At 38.4% G+C, this 20,734-nt stretch carries 17 protein-coding genes; 6 read left to right on the forward strand and 11 right to left on the reverse strand.

Features of this window, described 5'->3' with window-relative positions; all coding sequences use genetic code 11:
* Positions 1 to 49 precede the first annotated feature (49 nt).
* Together VKY50_RS08330 and VKY50_RS08335 are read left to right on the forward strand one after the other, a co-directional pair.
* Positions 50 to 658, forward strand: a complete 609-nt coding sequence (locus tag VKY50_RS08330) for a superoxide dismutase (protein ID WP_324300781.1) — start codon at positions 50 to 52, stop codon at positions 656 to 658.
* A gap of 125 nt (positions 659 to 783) precedes the next feature.
* Entirely contained in the window at positions 784 to 1,791 is a 1,008-nt protein-coding gene (locus VKY50_RS08335) for an LLM class flavin-dependent oxidoreductase (protein WP_324300784.1), read from the forward strand.
* Between the two features lie 121 nt (positions 1,792 to 1,912).
* On the opposite strand, the gene VKY50_RS08340 is transcribed toward VKY50_RS08335, so the two are convergent.
* From VKY50_RS08340 to VKY50_RS08370, 7 genes are all read right to left on the reverse strand, one after another.
* Positions 1,913 to 2,746, reverse strand: coding sequence for a 3-keto-disaccharide hydrolase (locus VKY50_RS08340; RefSeq protein ID WP_324300786.1), 834 nt, complete (start codon positions 2,744 to 2,746; stop codon positions 1,913 to 1,915).
* Positions 2,743 to 3,492, reverse strand: a complete 750-nt coding sequence (locus tag VKY50_RS08345; protein WP_324300788.1) for a 3-keto-disaccharide hydrolase — start codon at positions 3,490 to 3,492, stop codon at positions 2,743 to 2,745. The genes VKY50_RS08340 and VKY50_RS08345 overlap by 4 nt, the downstream gene beginning before the upstream one ends.
* Before the next feature lie 18 nt (positions 3,493 to 3,510).
* Complete coding sequence (locus tag VKY50_RS08350; RefSeq protein ID WP_324300790.1) at positions 3,511 to 4,563, reverse strand: sugar phosphate isomerase/epimerase family protein; 1,053 nt, start codon at positions 4,561 to 4,563, stop codon at positions 3,511 to 3,513.
* A 96-nt stretch (positions 4,564 to 4,659) separates the two neighbouring features.
* Positions 4,660 to 5,808, reverse strand: coding sequence for a Gfo/Idh/MocA family protein (locus VKY50_RS08355; RefSeq protein WP_324300792.1), 1,149 nt, complete (start codon positions 5,806 to 5,808; stop codon positions 4,660 to 4,662).
* A gap of 128 nt (positions 5,809 to 5,936) precedes the next feature.
* Positions 5,937 to 7,070 carry a Gfo/Idh/MocA family protein gene (locus VKY50_RS08360; RefSeq protein WP_324300794.1) on the reverse strand — a complete coding sequence of 378 codons (1,134 nt, stop codon included), beginning with the start codon at positions 7,068 to 7,070 and terminating at the stop codon, positions 5,937 to 5,939.
* A 119-nt stretch (positions 7,071 to 7,189) separates the two neighbouring features.
* Positions 7,190 to 8,416 (reverse strand): nucleoside permease, encoded by a 1,227-nt coding sequence (locus tag VKY50_RS08365; RefSeq protein WP_324300796.1) that lies wholly within the window; start codon positions 8,414 to 8,416, stop codon positions 7,190 to 7,192.
* Positions 8,417 to 8,461: 45 nt separating this feature from the next.
* Complete coding sequence (locus tag VKY50_RS08370; protein WP_324300798.1) at positions 8,462 to 9,475, reverse strand: sugar phosphate isomerase/epimerase family protein; 1,014 nt, start codon at positions 9,473 to 9,475, stop codon at positions 8,462 to 8,464.
* 146 nt (positions 9,476 to 9,621) lie between these two features.
* Between VKY50_RS08370 and VKY50_RS08375 the strand changes: the two genes are divergently transcribed.
* Together VKY50_RS08375 and VKY50_RS08380 are read left to right on the forward strand one after the other, a co-directional pair.
* Positions 9,622 to 11,337 carry a GMC family oxidoreductase gene (locus VKY50_RS08375; RefSeq protein WP_324300800.1) on the forward strand — a complete coding sequence of 572 codons (1,716 nt, stop codon included), beginning with the start codon at positions 9,622 to 9,624 and terminating at the stop codon, positions 11,335 to 11,337.
* An 11-nt stretch (positions 11,338 to 11,348) separates the two neighbouring features.
* The gene (locus tag VKY50_RS08380) at positions 11,349 to 11,996 is read left to right on the forward strand and encodes a gluconate 2-dehydrogenase subunit 3 family protein (RefSeq protein WP_324300802.1); all 648 of its coding nucleotides are present in this window, start codon (positions 11,349 to 11,351) and stop codon (positions 11,994 to 11,996) included.
* Positions 11,997 to 12,203: 207 nt separating this feature from the next.
* On the opposite strand, the gene VKY50_RS08385 is transcribed toward VKY50_RS08380, so the two are convergent.
* Genes VKY50_RS08385 through VKY50_RS08400 form a run of 4 tightly spaced genes read right to left on the reverse strand, consistent with a single transcriptional unit; the run spans position 12,204 to position 18,833 of the window.
* Positions 12,204 to 15,677, reverse strand: a complete 3,474-nt coding sequence (locus tag VKY50_RS08385) for an efflux RND transporter permease subunit (RefSeq protein WP_324300804.1) — start codon at positions 15,675 to 15,677, stop codon at positions 12,204 to 12,206.
* 3 nt (positions 15,678 to 15,680) lie between these two features.
* The gene (locus VKY50_RS08390) at positions 15,681 to 16,844 is read right to left on the reverse strand and encodes an efflux RND transporter periplasmic adaptor subunit (RefSeq protein ID WP_324300806.1); all 1,164 of its coding nucleotides are present in this window, start codon (positions 16,842 to 16,844) and stop codon (positions 15,681 to 15,683) included.
* A gap of 11 nt (positions 16,845 to 16,855) precedes the next feature.
* Positions 16,856 to 18,220: a TolC family protein gene (locus tag VKY50_RS08395; RefSeq protein ID WP_324300808.1), complete on the reverse strand. Its 1,365-nt coding sequence runs from the start codon at positions 18,218 to 18,220 to the stop codon at positions 16,856 to 16,858.
* Positions 18,221 to 18,224: 4 nt separating this feature from the next.
* Positions 18,225 to 18,833 (reverse strand): TetR/AcrR family transcriptional regulator, encoded by a 609-nt coding sequence (locus VKY50_RS08400; RefSeq protein WP_324300809.1) that lies wholly within the window; start codon positions 18,831 to 18,833, stop codon positions 18,225 to 18,227.
* Positions 18,834 to 18,959: 126 nt separating this feature from the next.
* Between VKY50_RS08400 and VKY50_RS08405 the strand changes: the two genes are divergently transcribed.
* Both VKY50_RS08405 and VKY50_RS08410 read left to right on the forward strand, forming a co-directional pair.
* Complete coding sequence (locus tag VKY50_RS08405) at positions 18,960 to 19,934, forward strand: polyprenyl synthetase family protein (RefSeq protein WP_324300811.1); 975 nt, start codon at positions 18,960 to 18,962, stop codon at positions 19,932 to 19,934.
* A gap of 141 nt (positions 19,935 to 20,075) precedes the next feature.
* Entirely contained in the window at positions 20,076 to 20,726 is a 651-nt protein-coding gene (locus tag VKY50_RS08410) for a metal-dependent transcriptional regulator (protein WP_324300813.1), read from the forward strand.
* Positions 20,727 to 20,734: the final 8 nt, after the last annotated feature.

Genomic DNA, 20,734 nt, shown 5'->3' on the forward strand with positions numbered 1-20,734 from the left:
TGCTTAAATTTGAGAAACGATATATTTATTAACTAAAAAATACAAAAAAATGGCTTTTGATTTACCAAAATTACCATATGCGTATGATGCTTTAGAACCACATTTAGATGCGCGTACTATGGAAATCCATCATACAAAACATCATCAAGGATATACCTCTAAGCTTAACGCCGCTATTGAAGGTACGGATCTGGATGGAAAATCGATTGAAGATATCTTATCTGGTCTTGATATGAACAATGGTGCAGTAAGAAATAACGGAGGTGGTTTCTACAATCACAGCTTGTTCTGGGAAATTATGTCACCAGATGGTGGAGGAGCTCCATCAGGAGAATTGGCTTCAGCAATTGACAACGCATTCGGGTCTTTTGATAAATTTAAAGAAGAATTTTCTGCTGCTGCAGGATCACGTTTTGGATCAGGATGGGCTTGGTTATGTGTTCACAAAGGTGGGAAGGTAGAAGTTTGTTCTACTCCAAATCAAGATAACCCACTTATGCCAGGTACTGGTTGTGAAGGCACACCAATTCTTGGGCTTGATGTTTGGGAGCATGCTTACTACTTAAATTATCAAAACAGACGCCCTGATTATATTGCTGCTTTCTTTAACGTAATTAATTGGGATAAAGTTTCTCAGCTGTACGCTCAAGGCAAGTAATTAACCTTATATAGTCTTAAAGTCACTCCATTTATTATGGGGTGACTTTTTTTTCTTCATTTCCAGTGGTGGCATTGTTGTAAGTAAAGAAGTTTTACTTCGTCAACCTAATAAAAAGAATTGTTATGTCGAATCAAGACACGTTTGCCAACACTCAATTTTCTGTTCTAGATTTAGTACCCATTGCTTTGGGAAATACCCATTTGCAATCCATGCAAAACAGCCTGGATTTAGCCATAAATGTGGAGAAATTTGGATATAAGAGATTTTGGGTTTCGGAGCATCACAATACTGATACGCTCGTGAGTTCTGCTACCGTGGTACTTTTGGGTTATCTCGCACAAGGAACTTCAAAAATAAGGATTGGTTCTGGAGGGATTATGTTACCCAACCACGCTCCTTTAATTGTAGCGGAGCAGTTTGGAACCCTCGCGACGCTCTATCCAAATCGCATTGATTTAGGACTGGGAAGAGCTCCTGGAACAGACCAGTTAACCGCCCACGCCCTTCGTCGAGGAAAGCAAGAAAGCGTTCAAGATTTCCCTAATGACATTGAAGAGTTACAAACCTATTTTTCAAAAGAGAATCAAGATGGACGCGTACGTGCCATCCCAGGGGAAGGTTTGGATATTCCGATCTATTTACTTGGCTCTAGCACCTTTAGTGCCCAATTAGCCGCTAAGAAAGGACTGCCTTATGCTTTTGCAAGTCATTTTGCGCCAACGCATTTGTTAGATGCCTTGGATTTATATAAAGGTGGTTTTACGGCTTCTAAATATTTGGATAAACCTTATTCAATGGCTTGCGTTAATGTATTTGTAGCTGATACGGATCAGGAGGCAGAATATTTAGCGAGTAGTTTTTATCAAATGGCATTGGGGATTATTACCAATGCAAGAGAGCCACTACAACCTCCAGTAGAGGATATGGATGAAATTTGGAATTACCAACAAAAATCCATGGTGCAAAATATGATGTATTTCACCTTTAAAGGAACCCAACAAACTGTTGAGAAGGAATTGGGGGCTTTTATAAGGAGTACTGGGGTGGATGAGATTATTGTCACCTCCCATATTTATGATCACAGCGCAAGAATTAAATCCTATAAATTACTTAGCGAGCTGTTTCAATAGAACACGGTGAGCAAAACTACAACAAACTAAAAACACCCCTGCCACTTATAAAAATGTGACAGGGGTGTTTTAATCTTGTTTTTAATAAAAAACAAGCTTTTTAAGTGCTACTTTAACGTCATTAGTCTAAGGGACGAACCCATATATTCCGATAACTTACTCTACTATTGTCTCCGTGATCCTGTAGACGGATGGGTCCTTTACCATGAGCTTCGTTTTTGGGCCAGCCGATGTAAGGAGTGGTTCCTTTTATTTCAGTATGGTCCTGAATAAGCACACCATTATGAAGAATAGTGATTGTAGCGGACTTTGTTTTTCCTCCTAACTCATTAAACTTTGGAGCGTGGTAAATGATATCATAGGTGTTCCACTGACCAGTTGGCACAGAGGCCATTGCTAGGGCTGTTCCTTGTTTGTAAATAGTTCCAACCTGTCCATTGGTATAGGTAGGATTGTCATTGTTGTCAAGTACTTGAACCTCATAACGATTTTGTAGAAAAATCCCGCTATTGGCACGGCTCTGTCCTTCTCCTTGGATTTCTTCTGGAGATTTCCATTCAATATGAAGTTGAACACATCCAAAACTATCCTTGGTTTGAATATCACCTGTTTTATTTTTAACGGTCATACTTCCATCATCATTAAGGATCCACTTGGCTTGAGATCCATCTGAGCTACTCACCCAATTGTCTAAACTTGTACCGTCGAATAAAATGATAGCATCACTTGGGGCACCGTTTTGTGCATACGGTTTTACCTCTGGTACTACGGGTTCATAAAACTCGGTTTCTTCAGGTTTGGTTGGCTCCGTTCCACTGTATTCCTCATAGGTGATAACAGGATCCTCTATTTGAGGTTGATCTACTGTTTTAGCTTCGTTCTGCGGCGTCTTGGATTGCTGACAACCGACTAAAACGATTAAAAGTAATAGGCTTAAAATTGAGCGTCTGATCATTTGGCAAGTTCTTTAATCTTGATATTTCTAAACGATACCTTATCCCCGTGATATTGCAGACCTATTTTACCTGTCTTATAGGCACCAAACCCTTCCCATCCTTTGAATTTGGAGTCAGCGATCATAGCTTCCCATTCTGGTCCATGTACAGGAAATTCTACCACTTTAGTTCCATTCAAAGTAACGGATCCTTTATTGGTATTATGGTTAATTTCAATAACGCAGTTGTTCCATTCTCCAGCTGGTTTTGCAACTTTTTCACTTGGAGCGATCATGTCATATAGGGCACCCGACTGATGGGTTGTACCTGCCTTAGCATCTGGGTGTCTCTGATCATCAAGCACTTGGATTTCTGGTCCAGTTTGATAAGGCTCACTGAATTTTTCATCCTCAATTACTCCCCAGAATATACCACTATTACCTCCTTGGGAAATCTTCCAATCCAGCGATAAAACGAAATTAGTATACTCCTTTTTAGTGACAATGTTTCCAGCTAAATCCCCTGGTGTTAATACCATTGCACCGTCTTCAATCGACCAAGCATCTGAAACAGGTTCTCCAGTGTTGTACATATGCCATGCGTCGAAATTACTTCCGTCAAAAAGAATTTCCCATGAATCTTGAGATTGTTTTTCTTGCGTCTGTTCTGCCACGGGTTCTGATTTTTCTTTGCTTTGTTTCTGGGTGTTTTGCTTGCACGAGATTAAAAGTAATGCTGTGACAAACAAATAGCTTATAGTTTTCATCAATTGATATTTAGTTGTTTATATTCCTAGAATGTTCCTTAATTTGTTTTGGTCTATTTCAGCCCCAGCAAAATCATCAAAAGCCCTTTCGGTGGCCTCTATGATATGTTTTTGGATAAAAGGCGCACCTTCTCTTGCTCCTTGTTCTGGGCTTTTAATACAGCATTCCCATTCCATTACTGCCCATACATCACAACCGTACTGTGTCAATTTTGAAAAAATCGTTTTAAAATCAATTTGTCCATCACCTAAAGAACGATATCTACCAGCGCGATCACCCCAATTATTATATCCTCCAAAGGCTCCTTTTTTACCTGTAGGATTGAATTCTGAATCTTTTACGTGAAAAGATTTAATGAATTCGTGATAATGATCGATATAGGTGATATAGTCTAATTGTTGAAGCACAAAATGGGATGGATCATATAAGATATTCACGCGTTTGTGATTTCCTGTGGCCTCTAGAAAACGCTCAAAAGTATCCCCATCGTGAATGTCCTCACCAGGGTGAACTTCATAACATACATCCACACCATTTTCATCAAATACATTTAGGATTGGTAACCACCGTTTGGCTAATTCTTCAAACCCCATTTCTACTAACCCTTCTGGCCGTTGTGGCCAAGGATGGAATGTATGCCATAGGAGGGCTCCTGAAAAAGTAGCGTGTGCCTTTAGTCCTAAATGGTTACTTGCCTTAGCAGCCTTTTTTACAGTCTCTACAGCCCACGCTGTTCGCGCCTTTGGATTTCCATGCAAATGTGCAGGAGCAAAATTGTCAAACATTATGTCGAACGCTGGGTGTACAGCAACTAATTGTCCTTGGAGGTGGGTTGATAGTTCTGTAATTTCTAGTCCATATGAATTAATGGTTCCCTTAAGTTCATCACAGTAAGTTTTACTTTCGGCTGCTTTGTCTAGATCGATTAAAAAGCTTTCCCAAGTGGGAATTTGGATGCCTTTATATCCTAGATCAGCTGCCCATTTACACATGCCTTCAAGGGTGTTGAAAGGCGCTTTGTTATCTGCAAATTGAGCCAAAAATACCCCAGGCCCTTTTATTGTCTTCATTTGTTTATATTTTTAATGGTCTATATTAGATCTTGTTAACTAAGCAAGTTATTTAGAAATATGCATATTGGAAAATTTTAGAAGTATAAATTACACTTAAAAATCACTTGGCTTTTTCCATGCTGCATTGTTTTTATCACTCGCTACAGCCGCATAAATAAATTGAACACCTTTTACCCCATCATGTACCGTTGGATAATCAGGTTTTTCAATCTCTTTATTCTGAACAATGGCGCTGAGGTGGGTTGCAAAACTTTTATAAATATTCGCAAATGCTTCTAGATACCCCTCTGGATGCCCTTTTGGAACCCTTGAGACTTCTCTTACATCTGGGTAAATTCCATAACCATCTGGAGTAAAAGTCTTCACTGGTTCTCCTGAGAATTGCACAGCGAGTCGTGTCGAATTTTCTTGTTCCCATTTAATGCTCCCTTTGGTACCGTAAACTCGGATCGCTAAGTCATTTTCTTCACCCAAGGCCACTTGAGAAATGGTCATACTGCCCTTGGCGCCGTTTTGCATTCTAAAAAGTAGATTACCGTCATTATCCAGGATACGGCCTTCTCCGATACGCCCTAAATCCGAAGCAATTTCAGTAATATCCATGTTGGTAATATAGCGTACAAGTTGTTCAGCATGGGTTCCAATGTCGGCAAGAGAACCGCCTATTCCTGACTTTTTAGGATCAGCACGCCATGGTTTGATCGATGCTTGTTCATCAAGTTCATCGGCCATCCATCCCTGTAAATACTGCACCTGTACTTTGATAATATCACCTATATCCCCGTTTATCACCATTTGTCGTGCTTGTTTAACCATAGCGTTGCCAGAGTAATTATGGGTTAGGGCAAATAATAATCCTGTTTTTTTTACCAAACCCTCTAGAACTTTAGCTTGATCGACCGTTAGTGTCATAGGTTTATCACAAACCACATGAAAACCATTTTCTAAGGCCATTTTAGCTGGTTCAAAATGTAAGTGATTTGGTGTAACGATCGTAATAAAATCGATCCGCTCTTCAGCTGGGAGTTCCTTTTCTTTTAAAAGCATTTCTTCAAAGCTCCCATAACAACGATGCTCGTCTAAGTAAAGTTCTCTTCCAGTGGCTTTACTTTTTTCTACGGTACTGCTAAAGGCTCCCGCGACAAGTTCAATCATTCCATCTAGTGCTGAGGCTTTACGATGCACTCCTCCCATAAAGGATCCGAGTCCACCACCAACCATGCCCATTCTTAGTTTTCTCATTAGTATACTCCTTAATGTTCTGTATTTTATGATGTTAAAATACTTAAAAATATTTTGAATAACGATTATTTAAATCCTATAAGGCTGTGAAAATTGCACAGCCTTATAGGATTTCTCTGCTTAAAGGATTATAGTTTAACCCAAACATTTCCCTTTTGATGGGATTCAACAACACGTTCGATAAAGTTCATTCCTCTAAAACCGTCGTTCATTGTTGGAAACTCGCCTGGGTGGTAATCTTCTTTTCGAATGGCTTTTGCAACCCCTTTATAGATATTCCCCATGGAGTCAAAAATACCCTCTGGGTGTCCTGGAGGAAGTTTAGTTCCATCAAGTGAGAATTCACTGTTATACCCATGTCCAGGTTTAAGGACTTTGAGCGGGTGATCCTCGGATAGGTGATAAAGGTAATTAGGGTTTTCCTGTTCCCATTTTAGTCCGCCTTTTTCTCCATAGATGCTAACGGTAAAGTTGTTTTCTTCTCCAGTTGCTATTTGGGAGGTACGCAAGAGACCTTTAACATGTTCAGAAAAACGCAGTAAAACCGTTCCGTCGATATCCATTTTGTTATCGCTGTACATGTAATTTAAGTCAGCTAAGATACTTTCAACTTCCAATCCAGTAAGGTATTCAATCATGTCGTACCCGTGCGTTCCAATATCTCCAATACAGCAGCTGATTCCACCTTTTTCAGGATCTAATCTCCAGGTATTTGCTCTTTTCTCTGCATCGTGGATAATTGGGTTGATCCAACCTTGATAGTACTGTACATCTACTTTTTGGATTTTTCCAATGACACCAGAGGCAATCATTTCTTTCATTTGTCTGACCATTGGATAACCTGTATAGGTATAAGTCACTGCAAATAAAACATCTGATTTGTCCAAAGTTTGTTTTAGAATTTGAGCCTCCTTGAATGAGGTGGTCATTGGTTTTTCACAAATGACATTAAATCCAGATTCGATAAGCTTTTTAGCCATCGGGAAGTGTAAAAAATTTGGTGTCAATACAGAGACCACTTGCATGCGCTGATCTTCAGGAAGTTTTAATTCCTCTTCGATCATGGTGTCAAAGTCTTTGTAAACCCTATTGGTAGGGATACCAATTTTCTCAGCAAACCCTTTGTTCTCCTCGGGAATAGGGTTAAACACACCACCCACTAATTGATAGCTATCGTACATAGAAGAAGCAATTCGATGTAATACACCAATAAGTGAATCACCGCCTCCTCCTAAAATTCCCAATCGTATTTTCTTGCTCATGTTGCTTGTTGAAATGTTAAATAGTTAGTATGTGAATTATAATAATTTAGTAGTAGTTATAAAAACGCAAAAAGCTTTGGTAAATTTCTCTACCAAAGCACTTTTGTAAAAATTTAGTTTTATTGTTGGTATTCTATCTTCTCGTCTTTAAATAGAAGCGCAAATAATAAGGCTACCACCAATGCAAATCCAGCTGGGTAGACCCAAATATTTTCCCAGTTATGCATGCCTTCCGCATTTTGGTACATATCTGTAATAATTCCTGCGATATAGAAACCAATAAGCATTCCGACGCCGTAGGTAGCCAACGTAATGAGTCCTTGAGCAGCACTTTTAAACTTCTTTCCAGCTTTGGTGTCTGTGTATATTTGACCAGAGACAAAAAAGAAATCATAACACAAGCCATGTAATGCAATACCGATAATGAGCATAAAGACTAATTCCCCTGAGTCTCCATAGGCAAATAAAAGGTAACGAAGTGTCCATGCTAACATACCGGCGAGAATGGTCATTTTAAATCCAAATTTCTTAAAGAAAAATGGCAGTAATAGCATGAAAAGGACTTCAGACATTTGTCCGATTGACATTTTGAAAGTCGAATTTTCTACCCCAATTTCAGTTAAAAATGGACTTGCATTTTGATAGTAAAATGCCAGTGGAATACAAATTAGTACCGATGCCACAAAGAATAAAAGGAAGTTGCGGTCTTTCAATAGACTCAGTGCATCTAGACCAAGAATATTCGAGATGCTCATTTTTTCATCTTTGTCTATTTTAGGAGGCGTTTTTGGAAGCGTGAAACTATACAAACCGAGTACTGCTGAGGCAATAGCAGTCATAAGAAAGGTGTTTTGTAGCATACCTTGTGCTACGCTTTCAGTAGAATCCCAGTTTAAAAAACTAATGAGGGAACCAGCTACAATCCATCCGATGGTGCCAAATACTCTTACAAAAGAAAATTGTTTGGCGGGGTCTGTCATTTGATTAAATGAAACAGAGTTTACAAGGGCCAAAGTAGGCATGAATACGATCATATAACTAAGGACATAAGGATAAAAAGCTCCAAAATCTGTACTTTGATACATCATATACATAAGTAATGCCCCGATAAGGTGAAGAACACCTAGAATACGTTCGGCGTTGAAATAGCGGTCAGCAATTAAACCAATAATAAAAGGGGCGATTATTGCTCCCCATGATTGAGTGGAAAAAGCCATCGCCGATTGTGCTCCAGTTGCCTGGAGGTTACTCCCTAAGAAAGTACCTAAGGTAACGAACCAACCTCCCCAAATGAAAAATTCGAGGAACATCATAAAAGAAAGTTGAAACTGTGTTTTAATCTTCATGTTAGCCTGCGTTTAAATTTAGTATTTATAAAATAGTTAATAGTCTTAGCTTGTTATTTCTTTGGTAATCTCCTTCAAGAGAGCTTTGGTGGCTAGAATTCCTTCTTCCTCCGAAAGTTTTTCTCCTTCATATTCAATTCCGATGTAACCGTTATAATTAGCATCCCTAACAATACGCATCATTTTTAAATAATCAATGGTCGTTTCTCTTCCATTTTCGTCAAAGTTAAAGGATTTTGCACTTACTCCTTTAGCATAAGGCATTAATTCTCGAACTCCCTGGTATTTGTCATATTCTTCAATACAAGGAGTGCTCCAAAGCTCGTTTGCTTCTCTTCTTAGACAGAAATTTGAAAAATCTGGTAGGGTGCCACAATTGGCCATTTGTACCCCCTCCATGACCTGGACCATTAAAGCACCATTAGAAGATAAATAGCCGTGATTTTCTACGATAACATTTATATTTTTTTTGGATGCGTATTGGCAAAGTTCCTTTAGAGACTTTATGGAGCTTTCCAACCAGAGATGTTGATCAAGGCTTCCAAAGAGACTAACCCGCATAGAATGACATCCTAAAGCGGCAGTAGCCTCTACCCACACTTTGTGCTTTTCTACTGAAGCTGATCTATACGTCTCATCCTCCGATGCTAGTAATTCTTTATCATCGTGAAGGTCTACCATCATAATTTGATTTTGCATGGACAGGGAATCACTTTTTCCTTTGAGTTCTTCCATGATATCCATAATCGCTTGGTCAGTATTTCCTCTTTTGCGAATTTCTGGAATATATAACTGACTTACATATTCCAAAGAGTCAAAACCAAGTTCTTTTGCTTTCTGTGCAAAATCCATCGCATCTAATTCGTTATTTAAAATCATTTTATGTAGCGACCATTGTGCAAGTGATAATTTAATCCCTGGGTCAGTTGGTGAAAATAACGTGTTCTGATTTTGAATTGATTTTTGCGATAATTTATTTTCTTTGCAAGCGTACATCCCTAGTAATGAGACTCCAGCGACGGAATAGGCGGAATTGCTTATAAAGTTTCTTCTTTTCATTTCAACAAAAATCAGGTATTAATTATAGTGATTCTACAATGTTAATTTTTCTACTATAGTAAATTCTTAATTAAAAGATTCGTCTAATGTAAAAAATTAATTTATATATTTGGAAAACTACTAAAATAAACAAGCTAAAAGTAAACATGAGTACATTTTATTACAACTCCCCTGTAGAAGAGTATGACGCTATCGTCGTGGGTACCGGGGTTTCTGGTGGATGGGCGGCAAAAGAACTTTGTGAGCAAGGCCTCAAAACACTAGTATTGGAACGTGGCCGAATGGTAAAACACCGAGAGGATTATCCGACCGCAAATTTGGATCCTTGGGATATGCCAAATGGTGGTGCAGCGACAGCTGATGTTAAAAGAAGGAAGTATAAACAAGCAAGAACTGGTTATACCGTAAGTGCTTCTAGTGAGCATTTCTTTGTGGATGATATTAAGCACCCCTATAACGAAGATAGACGATTTGATTGGATGCGTGGGTATCATGTTGGAGGGCGTTCGTTAATGTGGGGAAGACAAAGTTACCGTCTGAGTGATATTGACTTTGAAGCTAACTTGAAGGAAGGTATTGCCGTAGATTGGCCGATTCGATATGCTGAAATCAAACCTTGGTATGATAAGGTTGAGAAATACATTGGAGTTAGTGGTGAAAATCTAGGTTTACCACAATTACCAGACGGTGAATTTCTACCACCAATGGATATGAACTGTGTGGAAGATCATTTCAAAAGTAAAATTTCTGAAAAGTTTAATGATCGTGTTATTACCATAGGCCGAGTAGCTCATATTACGCAAGGTACTAAACCAGGAGATGGAAGAAGTACTTGTCAATACAGAAACAGATGTATGAGAGGGTGTCCTTTTGGCGCTTACTTTAGTAGTAACTCCTCGACTCTTCCAGCAGCTGAGGCTACTGGGAATATGACACTTCGTCCATTTTCTATTGTGCATGAGGTCATATATGATAAAGAAAGTGGTAAAGCAACGGGAGTTCGAGTAATTGATGCAGAGACGAAAGAAACATTCGAATTTAAAGCCAAAGTAATTTTCCTTTGCGCTTCTGCAGTAGCCTCTGCTGCTATTTTATTACAATCAAAGTCAGATCGTTTTCCAAATGGAATGGGTAATGATAGCGGGGAACTAGGACATAACTTAATGGATCACCACTTTAGAGTGGGTGCTAGTGCTAAATTTGATGGCTTCCAAGATAAATACTATAAAGGTAGAAGACCAAATGGAATCTACATACCTCGGTTTAGAAACCTCGGAGGTAGTAGTGATAGAAGTGACTTTTTGAGAGGATATGGATACCAAGGACAAGCTAGCCGTGGAGATTGGTCAGAGGCCGTTCAAGAATTGTCTTATGGAAAAGAGCTTAAAAAAGCGGTGCTGGAACCAGGTGGATGGACTATGGGTATAACAGCCTTTGGTGAAACCTTACCTGATCACAAGAACCGTATGTATATGGATTACGATAAACTAGATGAGTGGGGTCTTCCAACTGTTACGTTCGATGCGGATTTTGGAGAAAACGAACTCGCAATGCGTAAGGACATGAAAGAACAAGCAGCGGAAATGTTAGAAGCTACAGGTTTTAAAAATATATCTACTTACGATAGTATCGGTGGAATGGGACTTGGAATACATGAAATGGGTACAGCTCGTATGGGTAAAGATCCTAAAACTTCTGTATTAAACAAATACAATCAACTTCACGATGTGCCTAATGTTTACGTAACGGACGGTGCTTTTATGACTTCTTCTGCATGTCATAATCCATCCTTGGGTTATATGGCCTTTACTGCAAGAGCTGCAAATCACGCCGTTGAAGAACTTAAAAAAATGAATTTGTAATACTGGTAATTATGGATAGAAGAAGAGCACTCAGAAATATAGGTCTTACTACAGGTTTTGTAGCTGCATCTCCAGCGTTATTGAATTTACTTCAAAGCTGTACTGCAGAGCAAGCGACTTGGACACCAGAATTTTTCACTCCTGAAGAAGGGATCGTTTTGACTAATATCGTAGATGTTATTATTCCTAAAACAGATACTCCTTCTGCAAGTGAAGTTAATGTTCCACAGTTTATTGATAAATACATTGTTGAGGTAGAGTTTGAAGAAGATCAAAAACGTTATAAAAGACGTATGGAAGGTCTTGTAAATCACCTAAAATCTAAATTCGGCGATGATGTTGCCTCAATTACACCTGAACAATACGAAGAAATTGTAGCGGAAAACCTTAAAGTTTCAGGTGATAAGAGAGACGACCTTAACAAGCGTATTAGTATTGAAGGGAACGAAATTGAATTGGATGAAGCTAAAAAGCAAGAACAAGATAATGAAGCGTTAGCTTTTGGAATGATCAACGACTTACGTTGGACAACTATTAATGCTTTTAAAAATAGCCAAAAAATTGGAGAAGAAGTATTAGCTTATGATCCAGTTCCAGGTATATATAATGGATGTGCTTCCCTGGAGGAAGTCACCCAAGGTAGAGCATGGTCGCTATAGTATAGCTAAGATTTTTATTTAAATTTTGTGTCAAACCTCTTCTTTTAGCAGTTGTTCGTTTTGATAATTTGAAATGTCCGATGCTATGGGAAGAGGTTTTCGTTTGTACTTTCCTGATCCTACTTTGTGAAATTGGGGAGTTTTAGCATCATTAAAAAAGCGGTGGAATCCACCACTTTTTTAATGTCTTTCATCTCCAATACGAGGCTAGGATGTAATTTTATTTCTTCTGAGTCTTAATTTTAAATTATGCATTAGATAAAATAGCGATGGTACTATGACCAGGGTTAGAAACGTAGCTACAATTAACCCAAAAATTACGGTCCAAGCTAGAGGCCCCCAGAAGATCACATTATCCCCACCCATATAGATGTCAGCATCGAAATTCGAAAATAGCGAAAAGAAATCGATGTTTAAACCGATGGCAAGTGGAATAAGACCAAGTACAGTAGTAATTGCTGTTAGTAGAACAGGACGTAAACGAGCTCTTCCTGCCTCCACTAAAATTTGTTGAATCTCTTCTTTGGGTAGCAAAGCTGTACTATCATGTATATTAAGAGCTAATTTTCTCCTGTCAATCAAGATATTTGTATAGTCTAAGAGTACTACCCCATTATTTACCACGATACCTGCCAGTGCTATAATACCCATCATAGTCATCATAATAACAAATGACCAGCCAGTGATCATTAATCCACCAAATACTCCAAGGAGGCTTAAAAAGATGGCTAGCATTATGATGGTTGACTTCGATATGGAATTAAATTGTAGGATCAAGATGAACATGATTAGGCCTAATCCTGCAAGAAAAGCATTGACTAAAAAATTCATCTGTTTGTTCTGTTCCTCAATTTGTCCTGTATAGTCAATATGGATATTTTGAGGCACTTCAAAGCTGGCCATTTCCTTTTGAATCTTTCCTACTACGGCACCAGCATCAGTATACCCAGGTGTTAATGCTGAATAGACAGTGACCACTCTTTTTAAATCTCTGTGTTTAATGGCACTGAATGACGAAGTATTTCGTTTTGTAGCAACGGCTGACACAGGAATTTCTTTAATTTCTCCACTCGCTTGATCTCTGAAAATGATATTTTGATCAAACAGAGCACTAGGGTTATAACGGAGGGACTCGTCAAAGCGAACATAAATATCGTAATCTTCACCTTGTTCCTTATATATTCCTGCTTTTTCACCAAAAACCGATCGTCTTAATTGATTTCCTACCTGCCCAGTTGAAATTCCGAGTTGTCCTGCTTTTTGGCGATCCACCTCAACGATCATGGCTGGTTTGTCTTTATTGACATCAATTTTTAATTGGTCTACTCCAGCTACATTACGCCCATTGATATAATCCCTCATTTTTTCAGCCGTAGCAATAAGCTCATCATAATTGTCTCCGCTTAATTCAATGTTGACTGGATACCCCACCGGAGGTCCTACGGCATCTTTTTCTACCGATATTGCTACCCCTGGGTAAATGCCTTTTAAGGCTTGTTGTACCTTCTGACGAAGAATCTCGCTATCCTCGCCACGTCTAAACTTATATTCTCTCATAGTGGCGGTGATCTTTCCTTTATGGGGCATTTCTGCCATAGAACCACCGTCCGTTTGCGGGTTTGCCGCTCCTTCACCTACTTGAGATACAGCAGATTCTACCATGAAGTTATATCCATTATCCTTGTATTGGTCGTCGTTTAGTACCTGGTAGACTCTCTTTTCAATTTCTTTGGTAACTGCATTGGTTTTTTCAATCGCTGTTCCTTGAGGGTATTCTATATAAACGATAATTTGATTTGGCTTGTTGTCAGGGAAGAATTCAACTTTGGTGCGTCCACTTCCTAGAGATGCTCCGAAGGCCACAAAAACGATAATCAAAAGTATAAAAGCTCCTATTGTATAGAATAATGGCCTAGTTCCTCTAATAGTTTTTTGTAAGAAGCTTTTATATGAATTCTCCAAGCGCGTGAGCGTTTTCTGTTGAAAGTAATCCGCAGCACCTTTTATCCAATATCGGTAGATCCAGAACATCAGAGCGGTTACCATCATTAAAGTGCCTAGTCCTCTTAATTCTCCACCGAAAATCAAAATTAAAATTCCAGGAATTCCAAGGATAATGCTTAGGCGAATAAGCTGTTTTCGGCTTAAACGTTTCTCACTAGTATCCATAAATTGCGAAATAAGTACGGAGTTCATAAAAATAGCTACTACTAAGGAAGAACCTAGGACAACGGAGAGGGTTATTGGAAAGTATTTCATAAACTCACCCATGATTCCAGGCCACATACCCAATGGAATAAATGCCGCTACTGTTGTTGCCGTGGAAATAATGATGGGGAAGGCAATTTCTCCAATTCCCTTTTTGGCTGCTTCAATTCTTGATTTACCTTCTTCATCCATTAAGCGATAAACATTTTCTACTACCACAATTCCATTGTCAACCAACATTCCAAGTCCCATAATAAGCCCGAAAAGTATCATGGTGTTCAGGGTGTATCCCAACCCTTGTAGGATCATAAAAGACATAAACATGGACATTGGAATGGCAAACCCTACGAACAAAGCATTTCTGAAACCTAAAAAGAACATTAAAACCACTACCACTAGAATGACTCCAAAGATAATGTTGTTCACCAAGTCACTTACCTGGTTTAAGGTTTGAGAGGATTGGTCGTTGGCAATACTTATGCTTAGATCTGGGGGAAGTTGATCACTTTTTTTAGCCTCCGCTATTATTTGCATGATTTTCTCTGAGGCCTCTACCATGTTTTTACCAGTACGCTTTTTAACATCTAGCATGACAACGCTTTCTCCATATTCTCTAGCAAAAGTAGTTTTATCTTCTTCTTTAAAGCTCACTGTGGCAATATCTCTTAAATAAACCATGCCCCCATCGGATTTCACCACGAATTCATTTAACTGCTCTGGATCTTGGACCTCCCCCAATATTCTTATGGTACGTCTTTGTCCGCTAGAAACCATGTTTCCTGCCGATGTGGTTACGTTCCCATTACGTATTGCATTGAGAACATCGTCAAAACTAATTTGGGCTGCCATCATTTTATAGACATCTACGGCCACCTCGACTTCTTTATCCTGTGCTCCACGGATATCCACCTGTTTGATCTCTGGAAGTGCCTCCACCAAGTCTTCTAGATACTCTCCGTATTCTTTTAATTTATCCACAGGATAATCTCCTTGAATATTGATATTCATAATAGGGAATTCCTCGGATATGTTTAAATCAAACACATTGGGTTCTACCTTAGCACCGTTGAACACTGGCCAGTCTTCCCCTGCCTTCTCTGCATCAACTTCATCTTTTACCTTCTGTTTTGCCGCCTCCACAGTGATGTTTTCATCAAACTCCACGGTGATAATGGCATAATCTTCTTGTGAAGTTGAAAGGATTTCAACAACATTACTGATGTTTCTGAGCTCTTCCTCCAAAGGGTCTGTTATCAAGCGTTCAATATCCTCAGCGGTATTTCCTGGATAAGGGATGCTAATGTATATTTTGGTCTCTTTAGCTTCTGGGAAGGATTCTCTAGGCATTGAGAAATATGCCGAAATCCCTAAAATGAATACCAATGCTATGACGACATAAATGGTCGTGTTATTTTCAATTGCCCATGAGGATAATCGAAATTCTTTTTCTGCATTCTTTTCGACTGAGTTCATGAATTATTGTTTTAGTATTTTTACCCTTTGACCCTCTTGTACACTGCGTGCTCCTTCATTGATAAGGTAATCGCCAGTTTTAATCCCGTCCAAAATTTCCACTAAATCTCCTTGGGTTTTACCTGTTTTTACCACCGCCTGATGAACCTCTGCCTCGCCGTTATCAAGAATGTTGGATGCGATGTAAAGATATTGCTCACCATCAGAATTCTCAGAGATAATACTCTGTGGAACTAAGAAGGTGCTGTCGTTTGAGTAGTCATTTATAACCACTTTGGCAGTGAGGTTTGGCTTTATCATATGGTCCTTGTTGGGCACATCAACTTCAATTTTAAAGGTCCTATTGCTAGGATTAATATAATTACTCACCTGACGAACTTCAGTGTCTACTTTTTTATTCAATACTGGGAAAACAGCTATTACTTCAGTTCCTTTAGTGATGCTGGGGAGATATTTTTCAGGAACTTCTGTTTCGATATACATCTGATCAAGGCTTACGATTCTCATAATGGGTGTTCCAATGGAGATATTAGAACCTTGTTCTGAGTTGATGTGTTCAATTGTCCCACTAAATGGAGCGATCACCTTAGATTTTGATAATTGTTTTTCCAATTGAGCGACCGCATTTTTATTAGACTCATATTGTGTTTTCGCTTGTAGAAACTGAATTTCTGAACCTATGTTTTGTTCCCACAATCTGCTCTGACGTTCGAATGTCGTTTTTGCTAAATTGGATTGCGCTTTGAGCTGGGCCAATTGCGCATCAAGACCGCCGTCATCAATTTGTGCAAGAATTTGCCCCTTTCTAACCTTTTGACCTTCGGTAACAAATACCTTTTGAAGTGTTCCAGAATATTCGGCATTGATCATGATGTTTTCTTTGGTTGTGACATTTCCTTGTAATTCAATGTAATGTTGAAATAAGGTATCCTTTGCTTTAATAGTCGTCACTAAGGGTAGGTTAGCGGTTGTATCTAATTCTTTGATGGCTGCACTCAATTTGCGCATATCGGCACCCAATTGATCGTGTTGCAGTGTTATGGCATCTAATTTTGAACGTAATTCTTGTAAATTTCCATTTTCAATAATTTGTTCAACAGAAGTTTCTTTCTTACCACACGAGCTAAGAAGAATAGTTATTATGAATATTAGTGATGTTTTTTTCATCTGTACTTTCTTTAGTGTTGATTTGTGTTGTTGCTGAGTAGTTCTGGGGAGTTTATGATTGTTTCTAAAGCCACCTTAGTATCTATGACTGTTTTCATAGAATTAATATATTCTTGTTGTGCCGTGTATAGCTGCGTTTGTGCTTGTCTTAACTCGAAACTGCTACTAATTCCTTCCTTGTACTTTATGGTGTTCTTTTTCTCAATGCTTTCAGCTAATTTTAAATTTTCTTCCGCGGTACGATAATTCTCTATAGCGTATTCAAAATTACTTTCTGCACGATCGAGTTCTAGAAGAATTTGTTGCTTGGCTTGTTTAAAATCTGTTTTAGCTTGCTCCAAGGATATTTTTGCTTGTTGTGTTTTGGCACTTCGTTGAAGCGAACTGAAAATAGGAACTTCCATACTCACCCCGAAAATAGAGGATTGATACCAAGAGGTTTCACTGTCAAAAAAGACGAAGTCATTGTCGAATGCACTGGTTCCGTAATTTACAAAGCCACTAATTCTAGGCAATGCTTTACTCTTCTCTAATTGCAATTCAAGTTCTCTTTGCCGGGTGAGATTTTTTGCGATTCTATAATCCACATTATTTTCAAAATTGAATTCTTGTTCTTGCAGAATGATACCAATACTCTGTTCGGTAAGCGATTTTAAGTTATCTTCAAGATGGACTTCAGCATCCACTTCAATACCTAAGGTGAGATTGAGCATCTGTTTTGAAATACTTTCTAGGCGCTTGGCATTTTTGAGATCATTCGATATTTGTGCCATGGTGATCTGTAATTGTTCTACATCCTCTGCTTCAACAAATCCATTTTCGTACATGGCCTTGGTTTCATTGAGGTTAGAATGGATCGTCTGTAAGTTATGTTCTAAGATTCGGATGCCTTCCTGAGCAACTAATACACCTCCATAGGCATTTATGACCCCTTCTCTTAGTTGAAGTAAATTTTTCTCATTAGCGTTTTCATTATATTCGACAAAAACCTTAGAGGCCTTCAGACCTACCAAATATGAACCATCAAAAATTAATTGTGTTAGTGTGGCGGTAAGCGACATTTGTTGCTTGGTTCCAAAGGTTACTGGGATAAAGGTTCCTGCTTCCCCACCCGCTATTTCACCTGGGATTAATGTCACAGGTTGTTTAAGCATGTTTTGGTAATCGGCCACTCCACTAATTTGAGGTAAACCAGTCGCGGTTGTCTCCCATTTCTGTTTAAGAGATTTGGCAATTTCTCTTCTAGAATTTATGGCGGTATAGCTACTGTCCATGGCAAATTCAACAGCCTCATCTAAGGTGAAACTGTATTTTTTTTGTTGGGACAATCCCAGAGAGGAAATCAGTGTGATGCCTATGATGAATAATGTTCTCATCGGTTTAATTGGTTTGTTTGTTGTTACAGAATTCTTTTAAAACTTCTAACCCTAAATCTGTGGCGATGGCTCGAATGTGGTATTCAAGGAATTTATGATTAAGATCACTAGGAGGATACATATCTATTGGAAACAAGTCGGTGTCCTTGATACCTAACATACCGCTCACATAAATGCGCGATACAAATCCAACATCTATTTCTGCGCGATACATTTTACACAGGATCCCTTTTTCAATATTTTCTTCTAGACATTCTTTGATCACCTTGAGCTGTTCATGATATAATCGATTGTAGATTTTGGGATAATATTTCTTTAGTTGAAACTGAGGGGAAGATTTTTCATCTTTTAGGTAGTCACCGACAAATTTTTTAACCTGAAATAATTCCTCAATTGGATTATCAGCGGCCTCTCGAATAAATGAAATCCCATTATTTATTGATTCAAAGACATAAAAGGTGACTGAGGCTACCAAATCATTTTTAGTTGTAAAATACTGGTAAATTGTTTTTTTGGAGATTCCTAATTCTATAGCAATATCGTCCATAGTCACGCTTTTAAATCCTAGATTTAAAAACATTTCTGCTGCTTTGTCTAATATCTTTTCCTTCATAATCAGGTGCAAATATATAATGGAAACTTTAAAAACACTAAAAGTTTCCTTAGTATTACGATAATTTAACATAACAATTTCAATCCCGACTTTTTTAAATATGGTATTTTAGCAAAAAATTACCTTATGTTATCTATTTCGGCCTATCGAGACTTATTTTTAAGCCATCTACAGCAAGAGATTATTGTTCGAGACCCCAAGAATTTATATCAGCCAATGGATTATATCTTAAACCTCGGTGGTAAAAGATTAAGACCAGTCCTGACATTAATGACTGCGGACTTCTTCTCGGGCAAGCATCAGGAAGCCTTAAAGGCTGCAATGGCTATTGAAATTTTTCATAATTTTTCTTTGGTTCACGATGATATAATGGATGATGCACCACTTCGTAGAGGGAAGCAAACTGTTCACGAAAAATGGGATCTTAATACAGGGATACTCTCGGGTGATGCGATGCTTATTGTGGCCTATCAGTTTTTTGAACATTACCCAGCAGAAACCTTTAAAGAGTTAGCAAAATTATTTAGTAAAACGGCCATTGAAGTTTGCGAGGGTCAACAGTACGACATTGATTTTGAGTCCAGAGATGATGTGCAGATCGATGAGTATCTAAAAATGATCACGTACAAAACCGCGGTCCTTGTCGGTGCAGCCATGAAAATGGGCGCTATTGTGGCAAGGGCATCTAAAAAGGATGCGGATGCAATCTATGATTTTGGACTTAATTTGGGGGTTGCATTTCAATTGATGGATGATTACTTAGATGCCTTTGGTGATCCGATTTCATTTGGAAAGCAAATAGGAGGAGATATTATAGAGAATAAAAAGACCTATTTATACCTTAAAACACTCCAAAATTTATCTGAAGATCAAGCAATGCAACTACGTCATCTGTTTTCTATTACACCAGAGGATACTTCGGATAAAATAAAGGGGGTAAAAGAATATATGGTCTCAAGTGGAGCGGCCGATCAGACGCAAAAAGAAATTGAATACTACACGCAAAAAGCACTTGAAATTCTAGAAAAACTGGATGTAGAAGAAACGAAAAAGACCATCTTAAGGGACTTTGCTATCTCTTTGATGAACCGAGAGATTTAATCCACTTGAATACGGAGAGCCTAAGGTGTCCATAATTTTTTGATGCCCTTAGAGTGATTTCTTGTTTTTAATTATTATTTTAGCCTTGTCTAAAAAAATATTTTATAAATTCGAAATGTGTTTTTGAAACACTATTATATTATGACGTATTCGGAGGAGGATTATATAAAGGCTATCTATCATTTATCGAAGGATCTCAAAAGTTTTGCATCCACTAGTGGCATTGCGGCACAATTGGATACCAAAGCTTCTTCGGTAACAGATATGATTCAAAAGTTGTCTGATAAAAAGGTTGTTCATTATAAAAAGTATCAAGGTGTTCGACTCACAGAAAAAGGGGAGGCGTATGCCGCTGCCATTGTTCGAAAGCATCGTTTGTGGGAGTATTTTCTTGTGGAAAAGCTGAACTTTTCATGGGATGAGGTTCATGAAGTAGCGGAGGAGTTAGAACATATAAAAAGTGAAAAACTCATAGAGCGCCTGGATAGTTTCCTTGACTTTCCAAAAGTGGATCCACATGGAGATCCTATACCAGATCAACATGGTAAGGTGCCAGACATTAAAAAGGTTTTGTTATCCGTTATGAAAGAGGGTCAAAGTGGAATCGTTATCGGTGTTAAAGATTCATCTTCGAAATTCCTTAGGTATCTAGACAAGCTTAATGTCGCACTGGGAGCTGAAATTAAAGTGCTCGAAAGGGAAGCTTTTGACAATTCTATGGTCATTGTGATCGATCAACAAACAGTTCATATCTCTGCTATAACGGCAGCAAACATTTATATAAAAACGTAAATTTAGAA

The organism is Galbibacter sp., from assembly GCF_035306585.1.
Lineage (GTDB): Bacteria > Bacteroidota > Bacteroidia > Flavobacteriales > Flavobacteriaceae > Galbibacter.